The sequence below is a fragment of the Nocardiopsis sp. LDBS1602 genome, assembly GCF_035818715.1.
GTDB classification, from domain to species: domain Bacteria; phylum Actinomycetota; class Actinomycetes; order Streptosporangiales; family Streptosporangiaceae; genus Nocardiopsis; species Nocardiopsis alba.
Map to the genome: position 1 here is coordinate 212096 of NZ_JAYLVW010000005.1, position 17347 is coordinate 229442.

The following is a 17347-nucleotide window of genomic DNA, read 5'->3' on the forward strand; positions in this document are numbered from 1 at the left end:
GGTCGACGGTCCGGACCGTCTGTCGCCCGGACCTCCCTGTCCTCGCGTTCGCCCGCCCGCGGGTACGGGGCCGGCGAGAGCCGGTCCCGGTCCGTGCGGGTCGGACGGGGGAACCCTCATCCGCCGGCGCGGATCATGCCCGGGGTCTCGCGGGCCTCCTCCACCTGCTCGGGGCTCATCCCTCCGATCCTGATGCCGAAGTCGGCCTCGTGGCCGCTCTCGGGTTCTCGGGCTCGGATCCGGAGCAGGCCGGCCTCCGTCAGGTGGAAGCGCATTCGGAAGGGGTGGTCCGCCGAGGCCGGGAGGGGGTCGTCGGTGTGGACGAGATGGCCGACGTGCCGGCGGGAGTGGGACGGGTCCCGTTCGAAGAGCGGGAGTAGGTGGTGCCGAGGTCGATTCCGTGGGTGGTCATTGGGGCCTTCCTCGTGGGCCTTGCCTGGGCGCTCCGGCGGAGGCCGGGAACGGCGGATGGAAACGGCCACGCCGGAAGGAGGTTTCACGAGCATACTGCGGATAACGTACGGCGACCGTGTGAAACGCCTTTTCACAGGGGTTTCCACGAGGATGGCCGGTACGTCTTGTGATGGTGTGTCGTGATTTATTCTTCCTTGTTCTTTCCACTCTGGCCGAATGTGGTCATGGGGTGGCGAACTCGCCTGGAGATCCCTTCCTCCCTCGATGGCTTATTCGTGTGGGTTCGACGACCCGAGGGTGTGTCACCATGGTGCTCCGGAGCGCCGGAACGGTGGCGCCCCGGAACATCCCCCCGTCCGGTGCGTTCGCGATGGCGTCGGTGCGCACTGTGAGAGGAAAAAGACTGTTGTCCACGTCATGGCCGAAAAGGTTGATCAGCCCGAGCGGGCTCGCCTTCGCCGTCCTCTGTTTCCTTTTCCCCTTCTTCTCCCTTTCCTGTAGTGGTATGGCCGGCGATCTCCGGATCACGTACAGCGGAATGTCACTGGCCTTCGGCGGAACCCCCTCGCTCGACGGCAGTCTCGCCTCCCAGTTGGGGAGTGGCGACCTCGAAGATCTGCGCGTGGACGCGAACCCGCTGCTCCTGGTCTCGCTGGTGTCCCTGCTGGTCGGGGTCGGGTTGAGCGCCGGACTCCCGAACCCCCTGGCCAGAAGCATCGGAGCCTTGGCCTCGGGAGGTCTCTCCCTGGTGACCGCGGGGGTCAACCAGATCGTCATGGCCTCCTCCGCCGAGGAGGAGATCGCATCCGCCTCGGGCGGGCAGGTCGCGTACGCCGACATCCAGACATCCTCGGGGGTCGGGATCGTACTGTTGTCGTTCGTCCTGATCGCGGTGATGGTCTGGGCGGTGGTCGACCTCGTGCTCACACGGCGCGGCCCGGTCCCCGGTGGCGGAGCTCAGGGCGGCCCGCCCCAGGGGCCCTTCCCCCCTCCCCCCGGGCCGCCGGGCCGGGGCGGGTCGCCCTCCTTCGGTCCTCCGCCTCCGGGAACGGGCGGTCCTCGACCCCCGCAAGGACCTCCGGGGCAGCCTGGAGCTCCGTGGGGGCCCGCCGGACCTCCTCAGGGGCCCCGAGGTGGACCGCACGGCCCTCAGGGCCCCGCCGGGCCGCGCTGAGAGGCGTCCGGAACCCCGAACCGTCCGAACGTGAAAGGGGCGGGTCGCCGATCACGGCGGCCCGCCCCTTCGTCCGTCCTCCCCGGGTCAGGGGAGAGGGCCTCCGGGCGTTCCGGCCAGGGCCTCGTCCATCCGTTCGCCGAGATCGTCGGCGAGCAGGCGCGAGTACGTCCTGGTGATGTGGTGGGAGTCCCGGTAGACCACCACGTTCCCGACGACGGCGGGGCAGGCGTCCTCCACGCAGAACCGGTCGGTGAGGTCGACGAGTTCGGCCCCGTCCACCCGTTCCGCGGCCTCCTTCTGCGGGTCCTCCGGCTCCAGGGCCTCCTCGAGGGAACGGTCACAGGTCGAGAGGTCCTCGGTGTTCGCGGCGAGGCACTCCAACACGTTCGACTCCGTCCGAGGGGTGTCGCGCACCGCGATGACGGGGATCCCCTCCCGGGTCACCTCGCTCCACAGCTCCGCCATCCCCTCCGACATCGCCTGGCGGGACTCCTCCGCTCCCGCGTCCCCGAGCCCGTACGGCGAGCCCTTCGCGGAGGAACTCGTGAACACCAGGTCGGCGTCCATCTCGACCACCTCGTCGACCACCGCCCGATTCCAGTCCATGCACTCCTCGTAGGCGCCTCCCTCCTTACCGACCATCACCCCGGTGAAGGCGCACGCGGACTTGCTGAAGACGACCAGACGCCAATCGCGCTGTTCGGCCAGCTCCTCCAAGGCGGGGAACCAGTGCGCGCTGTGGGAGTCACCGGTGATCACGACCGTCGCCTCGGGGTCGTCGGAACCGTACGAACACCAATCGGAGGGGTCGTCCTCGTCGAACCCGGCCTGACACCCGTCGTCGTAGGTACGGGGCATGTCGTCCTCGGCGTCGATGGGGGACGGGTAGATCATCGCTCCGGAGGAGACCTCCGAGGAGCCGATCGCACCCGGTCCCAGGTGCACGGCAGGGTCGAATTCGACCGTGCGGATCCGTTCGGTGCGGAACCACGCCACCGCCGCCACCAGCGCCACCGTCAGCATTCCGGTGACCGCCACGAGCAGGGCCGCGCGTCCGGTCCGGATCAGCCCTCGCCGGGCCACCGGGTCCTCCACGCACACCTTGGTCGCCCACGCCGCCAGGATCGAGAGCGTGGCGGCCACGATCATGCCGAGCGGTCCGAGGGAGTCCCGCTCCAGCAGGACCAGGGCGAAGATGATGATCGGCCAGTGCCACAGGTAGAGGGCGTAGGAGACGTCGCCGAGGAAGCGGGCGGGCCCGGTGCTCAGCAACCTCGAGGCGGCGGGGCCGGAAGGGCGCTCCGCGGCGATCACGGCCGCGGAGCCCAGCACCGGCAGCAGCGCGGTGTAACCGGGGAAGGGGGTCCCGGAGTCGTAGAGCAGGGCGGAGGCCACGATCGCGGCCAGCCCGATCCAGCCCAGGGGGAGGCGCACCGCGTTCGGGAGCGAGCCCCGGGCCATCAGGACCGCGAGCAGTCCGCCCGTCGCCAACTCCCAGGCACGGGTGAACGGCATGAAGTACGCGGACGGGGCGTCGGAGGCGGTCGCCAGGATCGAGTGCACGAGGGAGACCACGAACACCGAGGCCAGGACCGTCACCAGGGTCCCGGTGCCGGCCCGCCACCGGCGCGCGGCCAGCCCCCAGAGCAGGAACAACAGGGGCCACACCAGGTAGAACTGTTCCTCCACCGACAGCGACCAGAAGTGCTGGACCGGGCTCGGCGGCGTCTCCGCGGCCAGGTAGTCCAGAGCCTGGTCCGCCAGGTACAGGTTCTCCACGTAGAAGGCCGAGGCGGCCAGTTGCCAGGCCGTGTCGCCCAGGCGGGTCACCGGCAGCACCACCAGCGACACGGCACCGGTGGCCAGGAGGACCACCGTCGCCGCGGGCAGCAGACGGCGCACCCTCCGTACGTAGAACCCCGAGAGCGACACCCTCCCGTTCCGCTCGACCTCGCGCAGCAACAGCGAGGTGATGAGGAATCCGGAGATCACGAAGAACACGTCGACGCCCACGTAGCCGCCGGGTATCAGCCCCGGTGACAGGTGGTAGACGAGCACGAGCATCACGGCGAGGGCCCGCAGGCCCTGGACCTCGGGACGGAATCGGGTCGAAGCGCGCGCGGAGGCCCCACCGACCGATGGCCGGCCGCCCGGAGGGACGGAGGGCTGCGCTGGAAGAGCGGGTGGTCGCATTCGGCCATGGTGACCCTCTCTCGAGGACCGGAGAAGACGACACGACAAGGCTTCAGCCACTGTTTCCCGACTCGTTGACCCTGTGTGGAGCGGTCCTGACACCCCCGTCATCGAAGCGTTCGTTCCTTTCCCGACAGGAGGAAAAAGCGGGCGAGCGGGTACGGAGTCGACGTCGGTGGCGCGGGCACGCCGGTTCTCGGGCAGACTGGCTAGTGGACCTTCCCCCGCCCGCAGCCCCTGCCCCGCTCGAGGAGACCCCGTGGCCACCTTCGCCCGCACGCGCCTCCTTGTACTCATCGTGGTACTGATCGTCCCCGCGGTGCTGTTCCCGCTGGTCGGGGTGTGGACCTTCGTGTGGCTGCCGGTGGCCCTGATGCTCCTCGGCGTCTCCCTGGCGCGGCCCGAGACGTTGGAGCGGATCGCCGGGCGTGTGGCGGACCTGTCGAGAGGACGAGGAGGCCGCGCCTCCGGAACGTCGGAGGAGGCGGTCGTGGACACCGACGTGGAGAAGGCGTCCCGGGACCGTTCGGATCAGGGGGACGAGCCCGAACCGGTCCCCGCGCCGCGTGGAGAGAGCGGGACCCGAGGCGTGCGTCTGCGCCGTACCGAGCTGCCCAGCGCCCTGCCCGACTACGATTTCGTCTTCTCCGCGCGGGTGCACTGGCGCTGGGCCCGCCGGGTCGACCTGAGATTGCGCGCCCCGGCCGGGCCGGCCTCGTACTCGATCCTGCTGCGCGCTCGCGAGGTGCTCGGCAGGACGGGGCCCGAGGACCGTGGCCTGGTCGAGGCCGAGCTCGCCGCGTTGTTCGCCGCGGAGTCCCCGATCGCCGAGGGCGTCGTCGAGGTGTGGGCCGACGAGATCCGGGTCGAACTGGCCGACGAGGACGAGGAGCGACTGCGCCGCGTCGTCGACCTGCGCAAGGATCGCGCCCTCTGGGAGGCCGAACACGAGGCGGAACGGGTCCGTCGGACCCTGGCGGCCGATGGCCCCTCGCCCTCGGCGCCGCCGAGGACGCCCCGCTATGAGCCCGAGCCCTCCGAGGAGTTGTCCGGGCAGATCATCGAGCACCTGCCCGATCACGCGCCGGCCGGGCCGGGGAGCGGGATCGACGACGAGGGATACGAGAGTTACTGGTGGCCCGCCGAGGACGAGGAGGACGAGCACGCCATGCAGCAGGACGTGCAGGTCGCCATCCTCCGGGGGCTGATCGACTCGGTCGAGGACGAGGGTGAGCGCGCCGCGTTCGTTCGGGAGCAGGTGCGCCTGCTGGAGCAGAGCGGTTTCCCGAACGTCGCCGAGCGCATCCTGGCGGTCTACCCCGAACGCTGACCCCGTCGAGGGGGTCAGACCCCGCCGACGCTGGGGGAGTAGGCCGCGTGCAGGACCAGGGTGGCCGCGCCGATGGCGCCGACGTCCTCGCCGATGAGCGAGGGCTCCACCCGGAGGCGGCGCGCCGAACGGGCGATGGTGCGCTCCGCGACGGCACGAGCCAGTTTCCGCGCGTAGAGGTCGCCGACCTGGGACATCCCCCAGCCGCCCAGGACCACCATCGGTACGTCCATCAGGTTGAGCAGGGTGACGGCGGCCTCTCCCAGCCGTTCTCCGGCGGCTTCGATCACCCGTGAGGCGACCGGGTCCCCGGTGCGGGCCTCACGGCAGACCTTCCGGTAGGCGGCGACCGTGCGGGCCTGTCCGCGCTCGAAGTCGGCCGCGTCGTCCCCGCGTAGACGCGCGGCCTCGGAGGCGACCGCGTGGGGGGACACGTAGGTCTCCAGGCAGCCCCGATCGCCACAGGGGCACCACGGGCCCCGAGGGTCGACGGTCACGTGACCGATCTCGGCGGCGTTGGAGGTGCCGCCCCGATAGACCCGACCGTCCAGCACCAGGCCGCCGCCCACACCGGTCCCGACGTACACGAACGCCATGTCCTCGGAGCGCTCGCCCCCGCCGGCCCACCGTTCGCCGATGGTCGCCGCCGTGGCGTCGTTGTCGATCACCACCGGTAGTCCGGTGCGCTCGGCCAGCGCCTCGCGCAGCGGTACCGATCTCCAGCCCGGCAGGTGGGGCGGGGTGACGACCCCGTCGCCTCGGTCGATCGGTCCCGGGACGGCCACCCCCAGCCCCAGGATCCGGTCGGGTGCGGGGGCCCGTGCCACGAGGGCGTGGACCGAGCGGGCCAGTGCGGCGATGACCCGTTCCGGGCCTTGGGAGGAGGGGGTGCGTCGTCGGGCCCGGACCACCACGCGTCCGGCCAGGTCGGTGACGACCAGAGTGGTGGACGCGGGGTCGATGTGCATGCCCACCGCGTAGTAGGCGCCGGGGTCGAGGCGCAGCAGGGTGGCGGGTTTGCCCCCGCGCGAGGTGGCGCGACCGTCCTCCAGGATCAGGCCGTCCTCCAGGAGACGGCGGACGATGTTGGACACGGTCTGAGCCGTCAGTCCGGTCTGCGCGGCCAGGTCGACCCGGCTGATCCCCTCGGCCCGGCGCACCGCGTCGAGCACCCTGCTCTGGTTGAGGTCTCCCAGCCACAGCAGGTTCGTGCTGGTGCGCATACGTCGCCTTCTCTCCGCCTCACCGGCGGGCGGGGTACGGGGCCCGCCCCGATCACGAGGGTAACCGCCTGTATATCCGACTTGCCCCATTGCCTTTATCCAAGGTTTTGAGTAAGCATGTGATACGGCTCACTGCTTGGGGTCGTCCGGCGTTCCACACCACCGCTGTGCGAGGGGTAGACGATGAGGGGAACTCGACGGAACACGATCCGGGCGGCGGCGACCGCCTCACTCCTGACCCTGATCGCCGCGGGCTGCTCCTCCCCGGCCGAACGGGACGAGAACACGGTCCGTATCGCCTACCAGAGGTACGGCACCTTCATCGCGATGGACTCGTTGATGAACCGCGTCAAGGAGGAGTTCGAGGCCGACCACCCCGACGTCACCATCGAACTCGTCCCCATCGAGGCCCCCGCCGAGGACTACCAGACCCAGGTGAACCTCATGAACGGCTCCCCCGGCGAGGCGCCCGACCTCATCTACGAGGACACCTTCACCATCAACCAGGACGCCGACGCCGGGTACCTGGCGCCCCTGGACGAATACTTCGACTCCTGGGAGGACTCCGAGTACTTCGGCGAACAGGAGGCGGAGGCGGTCACCTCTCTGGACGGGACCCGCTACGGGGTCATGCTCGGAACCGACGTACGAGGCCTGTGGTACCGCTCCGACCTGCTCGAACAGGCCGGAGTCCCGCTTCCCTGGGAGCCCTCCACCTGGGACGAGGTGCTCGACACCGCGCGGGCGGTCCGCGCCGAGCACGGAGCGGACGTGGTGCCGCTCAACGTCTACGCGGGCACTCCGGCGGGGGAGGTCGCCTCCCTCCAGGGCTTCCAGATGCTGCTCGGTGGTACCGAGGACACGCTCTTCGACGAGGACTCGGGACGGTGGGTCGCCGCCGGGCCCGGGTTCACCGACGCGCTCGAATTCGTGTGGACCCTCTTCGAGGAGGAACTGACCCACGACCCACAGGACGCGCTGGACGCCAACATCGGCACCGTCAACAACGAGGAACGCTTCCCCGCAGGGGATATGGCGATCAGTCTGGAGGGCTCCTGGGCCACCCAATCGTGGATCGAGGAGGCCAACCGGCCCTGGCCCGAGTGGGAGGAGTACATGGAGTTCGCCCCCATGCCCACCCGAGACGGCCGAGGCGAGGGGGTGACGAGCATGTCCGGAGGCTGGGCCCTGTCCATGGGGGCCCATGCCACCGACCCCGACCTGGCCTGGGAGGTCATGACCTACGCGCTCGGAAGGGAGAACGCCGTCGGGTTCGCGGTCGAGGGCGGACAGATCCCCGTCCGCTCCGACGTCGCCGAGGACCCCGGCTTCCTGGAGGGGTCGCCTATGGCCGAACGGTTCGCCGCGCTGGTGGACGTCACCGGTTTCCGTCCCGCCTACAGCGAGTACCCGAGGGTCTCCCTGGCGATCCAGGAGGCGACGGAGAGCGTGATGCTGGGCGAGACCACCCCGGAGGAGGCCGCGCTGACCTACACGAGGGAGCTGGAGTCCATCGTGGGTCCCGAGAACGTGACGGACGGATCCTGACCAGTGGGCGCCTCCGGTGACCTGGAGCGAGGAGGAGGGGGCCTCTCCCGACCTCGCGCCGAACGCTCCGGAGGGCCGGGGCGGACCTGGTCGAGGGCGGCCCGTTGGGCCGTCCCGATGGGCCCCGCCCTGTTCCTCCTGCTGGCCTTCTTCGCCGGTCCCATCCTGTGGACCGTGTGGGCCTCGCTGACCGACGCCGCTCTGACCGGGGCCCGCGCGGCGCGGACCGACTTCGTCGGCGTCGCCAACTTCGAACGCCTGCTCACCGACGTCCGCTTCCGCGACGCCACGATCCTCACCGCCCTCTTCCTGATCGGAAGCGTGTTCGGGCAGACCGTGCTGGGCCTGGTCCTGGCCCTGCTCACGCGCGCCCGCCACGGGGCGGTCAGGGCCGCGGTCGGCGCGATCGTCGTCGGGGCGTGGGTGGTCCCCGAGGTCGTCGCCGGGTTCGTCTGGTACGCGTTCCTGGAACGGGAGGGGACCCTCAACGCGATCCTGGGGTCCCTCGGGGCGGGAGAGCAGAACTGGCTGTTCACCGCGCCCCTGCTCGCCGTGATCCTGGCCAACGTCTGGAAGGGCACCGCCTTCTCGATGATGACCTACTCCGCGGGGCTGTCCGAGGTGCCCGACGACCTCGAGGAGGCCGCTCGGGTGGACGGCGCCTCTCCCTTCCAGGTGCTGTGGCACGTGGTGCTGCCGCTGCTGCGCCGCACCCTGGCCACCACCCTGCTGCTCATCACCCTCCAGACCGTCCAGGTGTTCACGCTGATCTTTGTGATGACCTCGGGCGGTCCCGGCGCCCGCAGCACGACATTGCCGCTGCTGATGTACCAGGAGGCTCTGCGCATGGGCGATCTCGGCTACGGCACCGCCATCGCCCTGGCGCTCCTGGTCGTCGCGGGCCTGTTCTCGATCGTCTACGTGCGCATGCTCGGTAAGGAGGAGCGGCGATGAACCGGACACGGGGGACCCGTCGCGGGGCTCGCATGGTGGTCAGCGCCCCGAGCAGGGCGGCCGGAGGCCTGCTCGCCCATCTTCTCCTGGGGCTGCTGGCCGTGCTGTTCCTGACCCCGACCCTGTGGATGGTGTTCGCCGCCGTCGACTCCGAACCCTCGCTGAGGGCGGGGCCGCCGACCTCGCTCACACTCGACCACTTCACCGCGATCATGACCGAGGAGATCGTCTATCGGCCGCTCTGGAACAGCCTCCTCACCTGTGGGGGAGCGGCCCTGATCACCATGGTCTGCTCGGTCCTGGCCGCCTACCCGCTGTCCAGGTACAACCTGCGGTTCCGGAGACCGTTCCTGTACACGGTCCTGTTCGCGACCGGCCTGCCCATCACCGCCATCATGGTCCCCGTCTACGGGATGTTCGTACAGGTCGGTCTCCTCGACTCGCTGATCGCCACCACCCTGTTCCTGGCGGCGAGCACCCTGCCGTTCGGGATCTGGCTCACCAAGAACTTCATCGACGGCATCCCCATCGCCCTGGAGGAGGCCGCCTGGGTGGACGGGGCCTCCGCCTGGCAGTCCCTGCGTCACCTCGTGGCACCGCTGCTGGCGCCGGGCCTGGCGGTGGTCGGGATCTTCACCCTGGTCACCACCTGGGGCAACTTCTTCGTCCCCTTCATCCTGCTCAGCAGCCCGGAGAAGATGCCCGCCGCGGTGCGGGTGTTCACCTTCTTCGGCCAGTACGGAAGCGTGCGCTACGGAGAGCTCGCCGCCTACTCCCTGCTCTACACGCTCCCGGTCGTGGCGCTGTACATGGCGGTCTCCCGCGCCATGGGCGGTCGCTTCGCCCTCGGCGGCGCGATGAAGGGCTAGCGCATCAACCGCAGGGTGAGGATCTGGAAGGGGCGGAGGGACAGCTCCACCCGATGAGGGCTCCCCGCGTCCTTCTCGCCCTCGTCCGCCAGGGCCGTGGAGAGGAGCTCCGGGGCCTCCTCGTAGTCCTCCTCCAACAGGTTCACCGCGCTCACCCCGCGGACCGGGAAGCCGGTGGTCAGGGCGGTTCGAGCGCGTCCGCCGCGTGCCTCGTACAGGCGCACCACCACGTCGCCGGAGCGGTCGTCCGCGAGTTTGACGGCCTCCACGACCACGCCGGGGTCGGCCACGGTCACCAGCGGCTCCACCACCGCGGCGCCCGGAAGCTCCCGGACCGGAAGGTTGATCCGGTAGCCCTCGCGGACGGCGTCCTCGACCTCCGCGCCCGGGGCCAGCGCGTAGCGGAGACGGTGGACCCCCTGATCGGTCAGGGGGTCGGGGAAACGCGGCGCCCGCAGCAGGGACAGCCGCACCGTCGTGGTGGTCCCACCGTCGGGGCGCGCGTCATGGGTGACGTCGTGGCCGTAGGTGGAGTCGTTGAGCACCGCCACCCCGTAGCCGGGTTCGGACACGTGCACCCAACGGTGCGCGCAGATCTCGAACTTGGCCGCGTCCCACGAGGTGTTGGTGTGGGTGGGACGTTCGATGTGGCCGAACTGGGTCTCGGAGCGGGAGCGCCGGGCGTGCACGTCCAAGGGGAACGCGGCCTTGAGGAGCTTCTCCCGCTCGTGCCAGTCGACCTCGGTGGCCACGTCCAGCCTTCGTGCCCCCGGTTCCAGGGAGAGCGTCTGGACGACGGAGGAGGAACCGAAGGAGCGCCTGACGCGTACGGCGGCGGCGGTGGAGGGGAGACCCGCCTCCGCCCTCTCCTTCAGGGTGGGGGCGGCGACGGAGTCGGCCTCGGTGAGGTCGGTGACGTTGTTCCGGTAGAACTCGTCCACGTCCCAGGCGTCCCAACCGTTGGGGACGTCCTGATGCAGCTGGAGCAGGTTGCCGGTCGTCCCGGGGGCGAGCACCTCGCGTCCCCGTTCCCCTTCGGAAAGGTCCAGGATCGAGACGACGAGGCCCCGCCGGTCCACGCGCACCGTCAACAGGCCGTTGTCGAGGACGAATCCGTCCTCGTCCGGAGCGACGAGCGCCTCGGGTACGTCGTCTCGGGCGACCCGGGAGCGGGGGAGCGCGCCCAGCGCGGGGACCCCGTCACGCTCGTGCGGGGCGGGGTTGAAGAGCACGCCGTCCCCGGCCTCGGAGCCCTCGGGGACCAGTGCGGTCTGGGCCCGCGCGATGACGTCGGTCAGCTCCTCGGCGACCTCCCGGTAGGCGACGGCCGCCTCACGGTGCACCCAGGCGATGGAGCTCCCGGGGAGGATGTCGTGGAACTGGTGGAGCAGGACCGTCCGCCAGATCCGCTCCAGACGCTCGTACGGGTAGTCGGCCCCCGCCCGGACCGCCGCCGTCGTCGACCACAGCTCCGCCTCGCGCAGCAGGTGCTCCGAACGTCGATTGCCCTGTTTGGTGGCGGCCTGGCTGGTGTAGGTCCCTCGGTGGAACTCCAGGTAGAGCTCGCCCCACCAGACCGGGGCGTCGGTGTACTCGGCGTGGGCTCGAGCGAAGAACTCCTCGGGGTGTTCGATCGTCACCCGGGGCGAACCCTCCAGGTCGCGCAGCCGGGCGGCCCGGCCCAGCATCTCCCGGGTGGGGCCGCCGCCCCCGTCGCCATGGCCGAACGGTACGAGGGAGCGGGTGGCGTCGCCCTTGTCCCTGAAGTTGCGGGAGGCGTGTGCCAGTTCCGCACCGGTGAGTTCGGAGTTGTAGGTGTCCACCGGTGGGAAGTGGGTGAACACCCGGGTGCCGTCCAGCCCCTCCCACCAGAAGGTGTGGTGCGGGAACCGGTTGGTCCGACTCCAGGAGATCTTCTGGGTGAGGAACCAGTGGGACCCGGACAGGCGCACCAGCTGGGGCAGGGCCGCCGAGTACCCGAAGGAGTCCGGGAGCCACACCTCTCGGGTGTCCACCCCCAGTTCGTCACGGAAGAAGCGTTTGCCGAAGGTGAACTGGCGGGCCAGAGCCTCGGAGCCGGGCATGTTGGTGTCGGACTCCACCCACATCCCGCCGACCGGGACGAACCGGCCGGCCGCCACCTCCTCCAGCACACGGGAGAACAGCTCCGGACGGTGCTCCTTGAGCCAGGCCCACTGCTGGGCCTGAGACATCGCGAACACCAGCTCCGGATGGTCGGCCGTCAACCCGACGACGTTCGCGCTCGTGCGCGCCACCTTGCGGACGGTCTCGCGCAGCGGCCACAGCCAGGCCGAGTCGATGTGGGCGTGCCCGATCGCGGACACCCGGTGCGCGCTGGCGGAGGCGGGGGAACGCAGGGCCGGGGCCAGGACCTCGCGGGCACGCTCGGCGGTCCCGGGGACGTCCTGCGGGTCCAGGGCGTCCAGGGCCCGGCCGAGCGCGCGCAGCAGCTCCCACCGACGGGGGTCGCCGGTGTCGAGTTCGAGCATCAGTCCACCGGCGACCTCCAGGTCCAGGGTGAGCTCCCACACCTGTTCCTCGAACACCGCGAGGTCGGCACGGGCCAGCCGGTAGAGCGGTTCGTCCCGGGGGCCGGGGGCCGTGCCCAGGTCGGTGGGGGTGAACGGCGGATCTCCGAGGACGACCGGGTTGGCGGCCGCCTCCACGTGGAACTCCACGTCCTGTTCCCCCTCGACGGGGGAGCCCACCGGGATCCACGCGTTGAGCGGGTTGAGCCCCTTGACCACGGTCCCGTCGGGGCGGTGGACGAGACCCTCGCACTGGAAACCCGGCATGGCCCGGTCGAAGCCGAGATCGAACACGATCTCCACCCGGCGACCGGTCCACTCCCGCGGGACCCGTCCTCGAAGTCGGAACCAGGTGGTGCCCCAGGCCGGACCCCAGGCGTCGCCCACCCGGGCCGGCCCGTACGGCGCGGCGAGGCCCTCCGCGACCGGGACGGGCTCGCCCGGGACGTCCCAGCGCGCCACCTCCAAGGGGATCGACTCCCCGTACACGGCGGGCCGTACGCGTTCCCGCAGGGCCCTTTCCAGTCGTGCCTCGATCAGCCGCCGGTCGTCATGCACGGTGGGTCTCCGATCCGTCGTCCCATGGCCGTTGCCGGGTACGTTGCCGGCGCCGTTCCACTTCGTCAATACTTTGGACGAAGTGGAATGGGAGCCCTCCCGGGCCGGTGATGTCGGCCTCTCGGTCTCAGGACAGGTGGTGCACCTCCTGAAGTCCGTGGACGGGGGTGGGGATCCCCTCGTAGCGGGCCTTGAGCTGCAACGCCAGATACAGCGAATAGTGGCGTGACTGGTGCAGGTTGCCGCCGTGGAACCACAGCCCCTCCTGGCGGGTCGGTTTCCACATGTTGCGCTGTTCCCCCTCCCAGGGCCCCGGGTCCTTGGTGGTGTCCGAGCCGAGCCCCCACACCTTGCCGACCCGGTCGGCCACCTCACGTCCGATCAGGTCCGCGGCCCAACCGTTCATCGATCCGTACCCCGTCGCGTACACCACCAGGTCGGCCTCCAGTTCGGTGCCGTCCTCCAACACCACCGAGGTCTCGGTCAGCCCGGTCACCTGACCGTGCGCCAGGCGCACCCGTCCGTCCGCGATCAGATCGGCGGCGCCGACGTCGATGTAGTACCCGGAACCGCGCCTCAGGTACTTCATGAACAGCCCGGAGTCGTCGTCGCCCCAGTCCAGGAGGAAGCCCGCGCGTTCGAGGCGGTCGTAGAACTCCCGGTCGCGCTCCCTGATCCGGTCGTAGACGGGACGTTGGAAGGTGTCCATGATCCGGTAGGGCATCGAGGCGAAGGTCAGGTCCGCCTTCTGCGTGGTGATCCCGGCGGCCAGGGCCCGTTCGGAATAGAGGTCGCCGAGCCCGAGGTCCATCAACGAATCCGACTTGACCACGTGCGTCGACGAACGCTGCACCATGGTCACCTCGGCGTCGTTCTCCCACAACGCTCCGCAGATGTCGAAGGCCGAGTTGTTCGACCCGATCACGACGGCCTTCTTCCCCCGATAGGCGTCGGGGCCCGGGTGCCGCGAACTATGGTGCTGATCTCCGAGGAAGCGGTCACGCCCCGGAAGTTCGGGGACCACCGGCTTGCCGGACATCCCCGTGGCCAGGACCAGATGCCGGGGGCGCAGCACGATCTCCTCGCCGGCCCGGTCCACCACGACCGTCCATTCCCCGGTCTCCTCGTCGTGCTTCGCGCTCAGACAGGTGGTGGAGGACCAGTAGTCGACCTCCATGACCTTCGTGTACATCTCCAGCCAGTCCGCGATCTTGTCCTTGGGGGCGAAGACCGGCCAGTTCCGAGGGAAGTCGAGGTAGGGGAGGTGGTCGTACCAGACGGGGTCGTGCAGGCAGAGGGACTTGTAGCGACCGCGCCACTGGTCGCCGGGGCGTTCATGCCGGTCGATCACCAGGTAGGGGACTCCGAGCCGGGTCAGCCGGGCGCCGAGCGCGATGCCGCCCTGCCCGCCGCCGACCACCACCACGTACGGCTGGTGGGAGCGTCCCATCCCCTCCAGGACGGCCTCGCGTCGTTCGGCCCAGGTGACGCGGTCGCGACGCGCGCCGTGCTCGGCCCCCATGGGGCGCCGTTCCCCCTCGGGTTCCTCGTGGCCCTTGAGCTCATAGAGGGTGGTGAGCAGGGTGAAGGCGCCCTCGTCCCGCAGACGCAGATGTCCTCGGCCTCGGCCGACGGCCGTCTCGAACGCGATCCAGGCCTCGATCACGCCATCGGCCTCGGTGGGTTCCTCGGTGAGATGAAAGCCGGAGGGGTCGGCGGAGCCGAGGACGGAGCGCAGCATCGTCTCCACTTCCTCGTGGCCCTCGACGGTCTTCAGGTTCCAGGTGAAGGCGACCAGGTCGCGCCAGTAGCAGGTGGGGGCGAACATTCCGGTGGCCCGCGCGGTGTCGCGTTCGGTCAGCGCCTCCTCGAAGGCGTGGAGCCAGGTCTCCGCACGATGGCGGACAGCGGTCGGTTCCCGTTCCCCCGCCCCGGATTTCGCGGATTCTGTCATGAGACGGCCTCCTTGGCGTAACGTGATCGCCATCACAACTCGTTCGGTGGAGGCCCCACAAGGGTTGCGGCCGATTGCGCGACCGTCCCGGATCCACCGCCCCCGACGCGCCGACGAGGACGGTGAAGAGTGACGACCTTCCACGCGATCTCCCCCGGAACCGATCTGCCCTCCCACGCCCGGGCACTGAGTCGAACACGGGACCAGGTCATCGGCGGCTCCCGTGCCGTGGGACGACCGCGCACCCTCGTGGCCCGATCGTGGTCGCGGGTCCTGGAGATGGGGCTGGATCCCGACGGCGGGAACCTCCGGTCGGTGCTCCCCGCCGATCAGGTCGAGCACAGGCGCAGGGAATCGCCTCTGTCGTCCGTCGTCGACGAACTGCACCGGATGGTCGGTTCCGCGGCCCGGCTCTCCCGGTCGTTGATGGTGGTCACCGACGCGGACGGGATCGTCCTGTGGCGCGACGGGGCCACCGGGGTCCGGATGAGCGCCGACCGGCTCGGTTTCGCGGAGGGGGCCAGATGGACCGAGTCCGCGGTGGGCACCAACGCGATCGGCACGGCCCTGGCCGAGGCCCAACCGGTGGAGCTGTTCGCGGCCGAGCACTTCGAGCAGTGCCAACTCCCCTGGTACTGCACGGCGGCGCCGATCCACGACCCCAGGACGGGGCGCATGCTCGGGGTCGTCGACGTCAGCGGTCCCGCTCTGACCCTGCACCCCATGGTCGCCGCCCTCGTCGCGGGGGCCGCGAGCCTGGTCGAGCTGCGACTGGCCGAACACCATCGGGCCCGGCTGGAACGCCTGAGGGTCGCCTCCGGGGTCCGCTCCGCGGGAAGGAAGGGGCCGTACCTGCTCGTGGACGACGACGGGTGGGTGGCGGAGGGCACCGGGCCGCCGAGCCTGGACCGGGTCGCGGCCCCCGCCGAGGGGCGCGCGCTCGCGGTACCGGGGATGGGGCTCTGCATGCCCGAGCGGGTGGGGGAGGGGTGGCTGTTGCGTCCGCCATCGGCCCCTCGACGCGATCTCGTAGAGCTACGACTGGATCTATCGGGGGAACCGACGGTGGAGGTCGTGGGGGGAGGTTCCTGGCGTTCCCGGCTCACCACCAGGCACGCGGAGATCCTTCTCCTGATGCATCTGGTCGGGCAGGAGGGGATCGGAGCCGCCGCGCTCAGCCGTGTCCTGTACGGGGACGAGGAGCACGTGGTGAGCGTGCGCGCGGAGATCTCCCGGCTGCGTCGGGCCCTGGGCTCGGTGTTGACCTCGCGTCCCTACCGGGTGGCGCGGGGCGTTCGCTTGAAGGTGGCGACGGGCGACGCCGAGCGGTTGGAGGAGTGCGTCTTCGTGCGGAGGCACGTCTGCCCCGGGGTGCGCGCGATGATCGCCGCTCGGGGCGGGGCGTGAGCCGTTCGGGCGGCGGTGTGCGCGGGCGGAGGCCCGCCCCTCGATAGGCCCGACGGTGTGGACGGTCGCGTCCTCGTGCGAGGGGGTGGACGGTTCCGTGTCGACGTCGGGACCGCCTCGGGGAGCGGGCGACCGTTCCGGAGGGCCGAGTCCGACACAGCGCAGGCCGCGGAGCATCAACAGATCGATGGGGGTCGTCACGGGTCTCATGGGCGTGCCTTCCGTGCCGTGCGTCGTCTCGTGGGTCCGCTCCGGGGGTTCCGGTCACGTTTCGGATGTCGTCATCATTCGGATGATGGCGACATCTGGATTGTAGGACAGGGTGGTCGGTGGCGGTACCACGAAGGCGCGGACCGGCGATGACGTGTGCGTCGGGCATGACATCCTGGGAGCTCCGGAAGTCCGTGCGGGGAGGAACGACAGCACATGAGCATCGACGCGCCGCGGGGGCGGTCGGCATCGGTCATCGGATCGCTCGCCGAGAACAGCAGCCTGCGGTCCCGGGTGACGGACGTGCTGCGTCAGGCCATGGTGGCCGGCGAACTCGAACCGGGACGGATCTACTCGGCCCCCACGCTGGCCGAACGTCTCGGCGTCTCCGCCACCCCGGTGCGCGAGGCCATGATGGAGCTGGCCCAGGAGGGGCTGGTGGAGCCGCTGAGGCACCGCGGCTACCGCGTGGTCGAGGTGGGGGACGTGGTCCTCGACGAGATCATCGAACTGCGCTCGCTCATCGAGGTGCCCACGGTCGGTCGGGTCGCGCGGATCGCGACGTCCGAGCAGGTCGCGCTCCTGCGACCGCTGGCCGATCGGCTCAACGCGACCGCCGCCGCCGGTGAACTCCAGGAGTTCATCGCCACCGACACCGACTTCCATCTGCGGCTGCTGGCCATCGCGGGCAACGGGCGTCTGGTGGAGGAGATCCGCCGTCTTCGCGGGATGTCCCGACTGTCGGCGCTGAGGCGTCTGTACGAGGAGGACCGGCTCGGGGCCACCGCTCAGGAGCACCACGATCTGCTCGACCTCATCGAGGCCCGCGAGGTCTCCGGGGCCGAGGAGCTCATGCGGCGGCACCTGGGTCACGTGCGCGGTGTGTGGGCGGGACGCGAAGAGGTCTGAAAGGGCTCCAGGGGCGGGTTCGAAGGGCCTCGGAACGCTGCCGAGAGCGCGC

At 70.4% G+C, this 17347-nt stretch carries 12 protein-coding genes; 7 read left to right on the forward strand and 5 right to left on the reverse strand.

Annotated elements, in window-relative coordinates:
• Positions 1 to 116 precede the first annotated feature (116 nt).
• The gene (locus U9J66_RS17835; RefSeq protein WP_326338189.1) at positions 117 to 275 is read right to left on the reverse strand and encodes a hypothetical protein; all 159 of its coding nucleotides are present in this window, start codon (positions 273 to 275) and stop codon (positions 117 to 119) included.
• A gap of 644 nt (positions 276 to 919) precedes the next feature.
• Here U9J66_RS17835 and U9J66_RS17840 point away from each other — a divergent pair.
• On the forward strand, positions 920 to 1588 hold the full coding sequence (locus U9J66_RS17840; RefSeq protein ID WP_326338190.1) for a hypothetical protein: 669 nt from the start codon (positions 920 to 922) through the stop codon (positions 1586 to 1588).
• 87 nt (positions 1589 to 1675) lie between these two features.
• On the opposite strand, the gene U9J66_RS17845 is transcribed toward U9J66_RS17840, so the two are convergent.
• Positions 1676 to 3784 carry an acyltransferase family protein gene (locus tag U9J66_RS17845; RefSeq protein ID WP_326338191.1) on the reverse strand — a complete coding sequence of 703 codons (2109 nt, stop codon included), beginning with the start codon at positions 3782 to 3784 and terminating at the stop codon, positions 1676 to 1678.
• Between the two features lie 259 nt (positions 3785 to 4043).
• Between U9J66_RS17845 and U9J66_RS17850 the strand changes: the two genes are divergently transcribed.
• A complete protein-coding gene (locus tag U9J66_RS17850) occupies positions 4044 to 5114 on the forward strand; it encodes a hypothetical protein (RefSeq protein ID WP_014909328.1) in 1071 nt (356 codons plus the stop codon).
• 14 nt (positions 5115 to 5128) lie between these two features.
• Here U9J66_RS17850 and U9J66_RS17855 read toward each other — a convergent pair whose 3' ends face one another.
• Entirely contained in the window at positions 5129 to 6337 is a 1209-nt protein-coding gene (locus U9J66_RS17855) for an ROK family transcriptional regulator (protein WP_326338192.1), read from the reverse strand.
• A gap of 183 nt (positions 6338 to 6520) precedes the next feature.
• Between U9J66_RS17855 and U9J66_RS17860 the strand changes: the two genes are divergently transcribed.
• The 3 genes from U9J66_RS17860 to U9J66_RS17870 all read left to right on the forward strand — a co-directional run bounded on the left by U9J66_RS17860 (position 6521) and on the right by U9J66_RS17870 (position 9708).
• Positions 6521 to 7885, forward strand: coding sequence for an extracellular solute-binding protein (locus tag U9J66_RS17860; protein ID WP_326338193.1), 1365 nt, complete (start codon positions 6521 to 6523; stop codon positions 7883 to 7885).
• A 117-nt stretch (positions 7886 to 8002) separates the two neighbouring features.
• Complete coding sequence (locus tag U9J66_RS17865; RefSeq protein ID WP_326338194.1) at positions 8003 to 8839, forward strand: carbohydrate ABC transporter permease; 837 nt, start codon at positions 8003 to 8005, stop codon at positions 8837 to 8839.
• Positions 8836 to 9708, forward strand: a complete 873-nt coding sequence (locus U9J66_RS17870) for a carbohydrate ABC transporter permease (protein WP_326338195.1) — start codon at positions 8836 to 8838, stop codon at positions 9706 to 9708. Before U9J66_RS17865 ends, U9J66_RS17870 begins: the two co-directional genes overlap by 4 nt.
• Here U9J66_RS17870 and U9J66_RS17875 read toward each other — a convergent pair.
• Positions 9705 to 12815 carry an alpha-mannosidase gene (locus tag U9J66_RS17875; RefSeq protein ID WP_326338196.1) on the reverse strand — a complete coding sequence of 1037 codons (3111 nt, stop codon included), beginning with the start codon at positions 12813 to 12815 and terminating at the stop codon, positions 9705 to 9707. The two genes, U9J66_RS17870 and U9J66_RS17875, sit on opposite strands and share 4 nt — an antisense overlap.
• A gap of 127 nt (positions 12816 to 12942) precedes the next feature.
• Positions 12943 to 14769 carry a flavin-containing monooxygenase gene (locus U9J66_RS17880; RefSeq protein WP_326338197.1) on the reverse strand — a complete coding sequence of 609 codons (1827 nt, stop codon included), beginning with the start codon at positions 14767 to 14769 and terminating at the stop codon, positions 12943 to 12945.
• 129 nt (positions 14770 to 14898) lie between these two features.
• On the opposite strand from U9J66_RS17880, the gene U9J66_RS17885 reads away from it, so the two are divergent.
• Entirely contained in the window at positions 14899 to 16176 is a 1278-nt protein-coding gene (locus tag U9J66_RS17885; RefSeq protein WP_014911298.1) for a GAF domain-containing protein, read from the forward strand.
• Positions 16177 to 16602: 426 nt separating this feature from the next.
• A complete protein-coding gene (locus U9J66_RS17890; protein WP_017535638.1) occupies positions 16603 to 17295 on the forward strand; it encodes a GntR family transcriptional regulator in 693 nt (230 codons plus the stop codon).
• The last annotated feature ends 52 nt before the right edge of the window (positions 17296 to 17347 follow it).

Bases quoted from the DNA above. Each gene is read 5' to 3' on its own strand.
- U9J66_RS17835 (WP_326338189.1), bottom strand. From the start codon at position 275: ATGCGCTTCCACCTGACGGAGGCCGGCCTGCTCCGGATCCGAGCCCGA.
- U9J66_RS17840 (WP_326338190.1), top strand. From the start codon at position 920: ATGGCCGGCGATCTCCGGATCACGTACAGCGGAATGTCACTGGCCTTC.
- U9J66_RS17845 (WP_326338191.1), bottom strand. From the start codon at position 3,784: ATGCGACCACCCGCTCTTCCAGCGCAGCCCTCCGTCCCTCCGGGCGGC.
- U9J66_RS17855 (WP_326338192.1), bottom strand. From the start codon at position 6,337: ATGCGCACCAGCACGAACCTGCTGTGGCTGGGAGACCTCAACCAGAGC.
- U9J66_RS17860 (WP_326338193.1), top strand. From the start codon at position 6,521: ATGAGGGGAACTCGACGGAACACGATCCGGGCGGCGGCGACCGCCTCA.
- U9J66_RS17865 (WP_326338194.1), top strand. From the start codon at position 8,003: ATGGGCCCCGCCCTGTTCCTCCTGCTGGCCTTCTTCGCCGGTCCCATC.
- U9J66_RS17870 (WP_326338195.1), top strand. From the start codon at position 8,836: ATGAACCGGACACGGGGGACCCGTCGCGGGGCTCGCATGGTGGTCAGC.
- U9J66_RS17880 (WP_326338197.1), bottom strand. From the start codon at position 14,769: ATGACAGAATCCGCGAAATCCGGGGCGGGGGAACGGGAACCGACCGCT.
- U9J66_RS17890 (WP_017535638.1), top strand. From the start codon at position 16,603: ATGAGCATCGACGCGCCGCGGGGGCGGTCGGCATCGGTCATCGGATCG.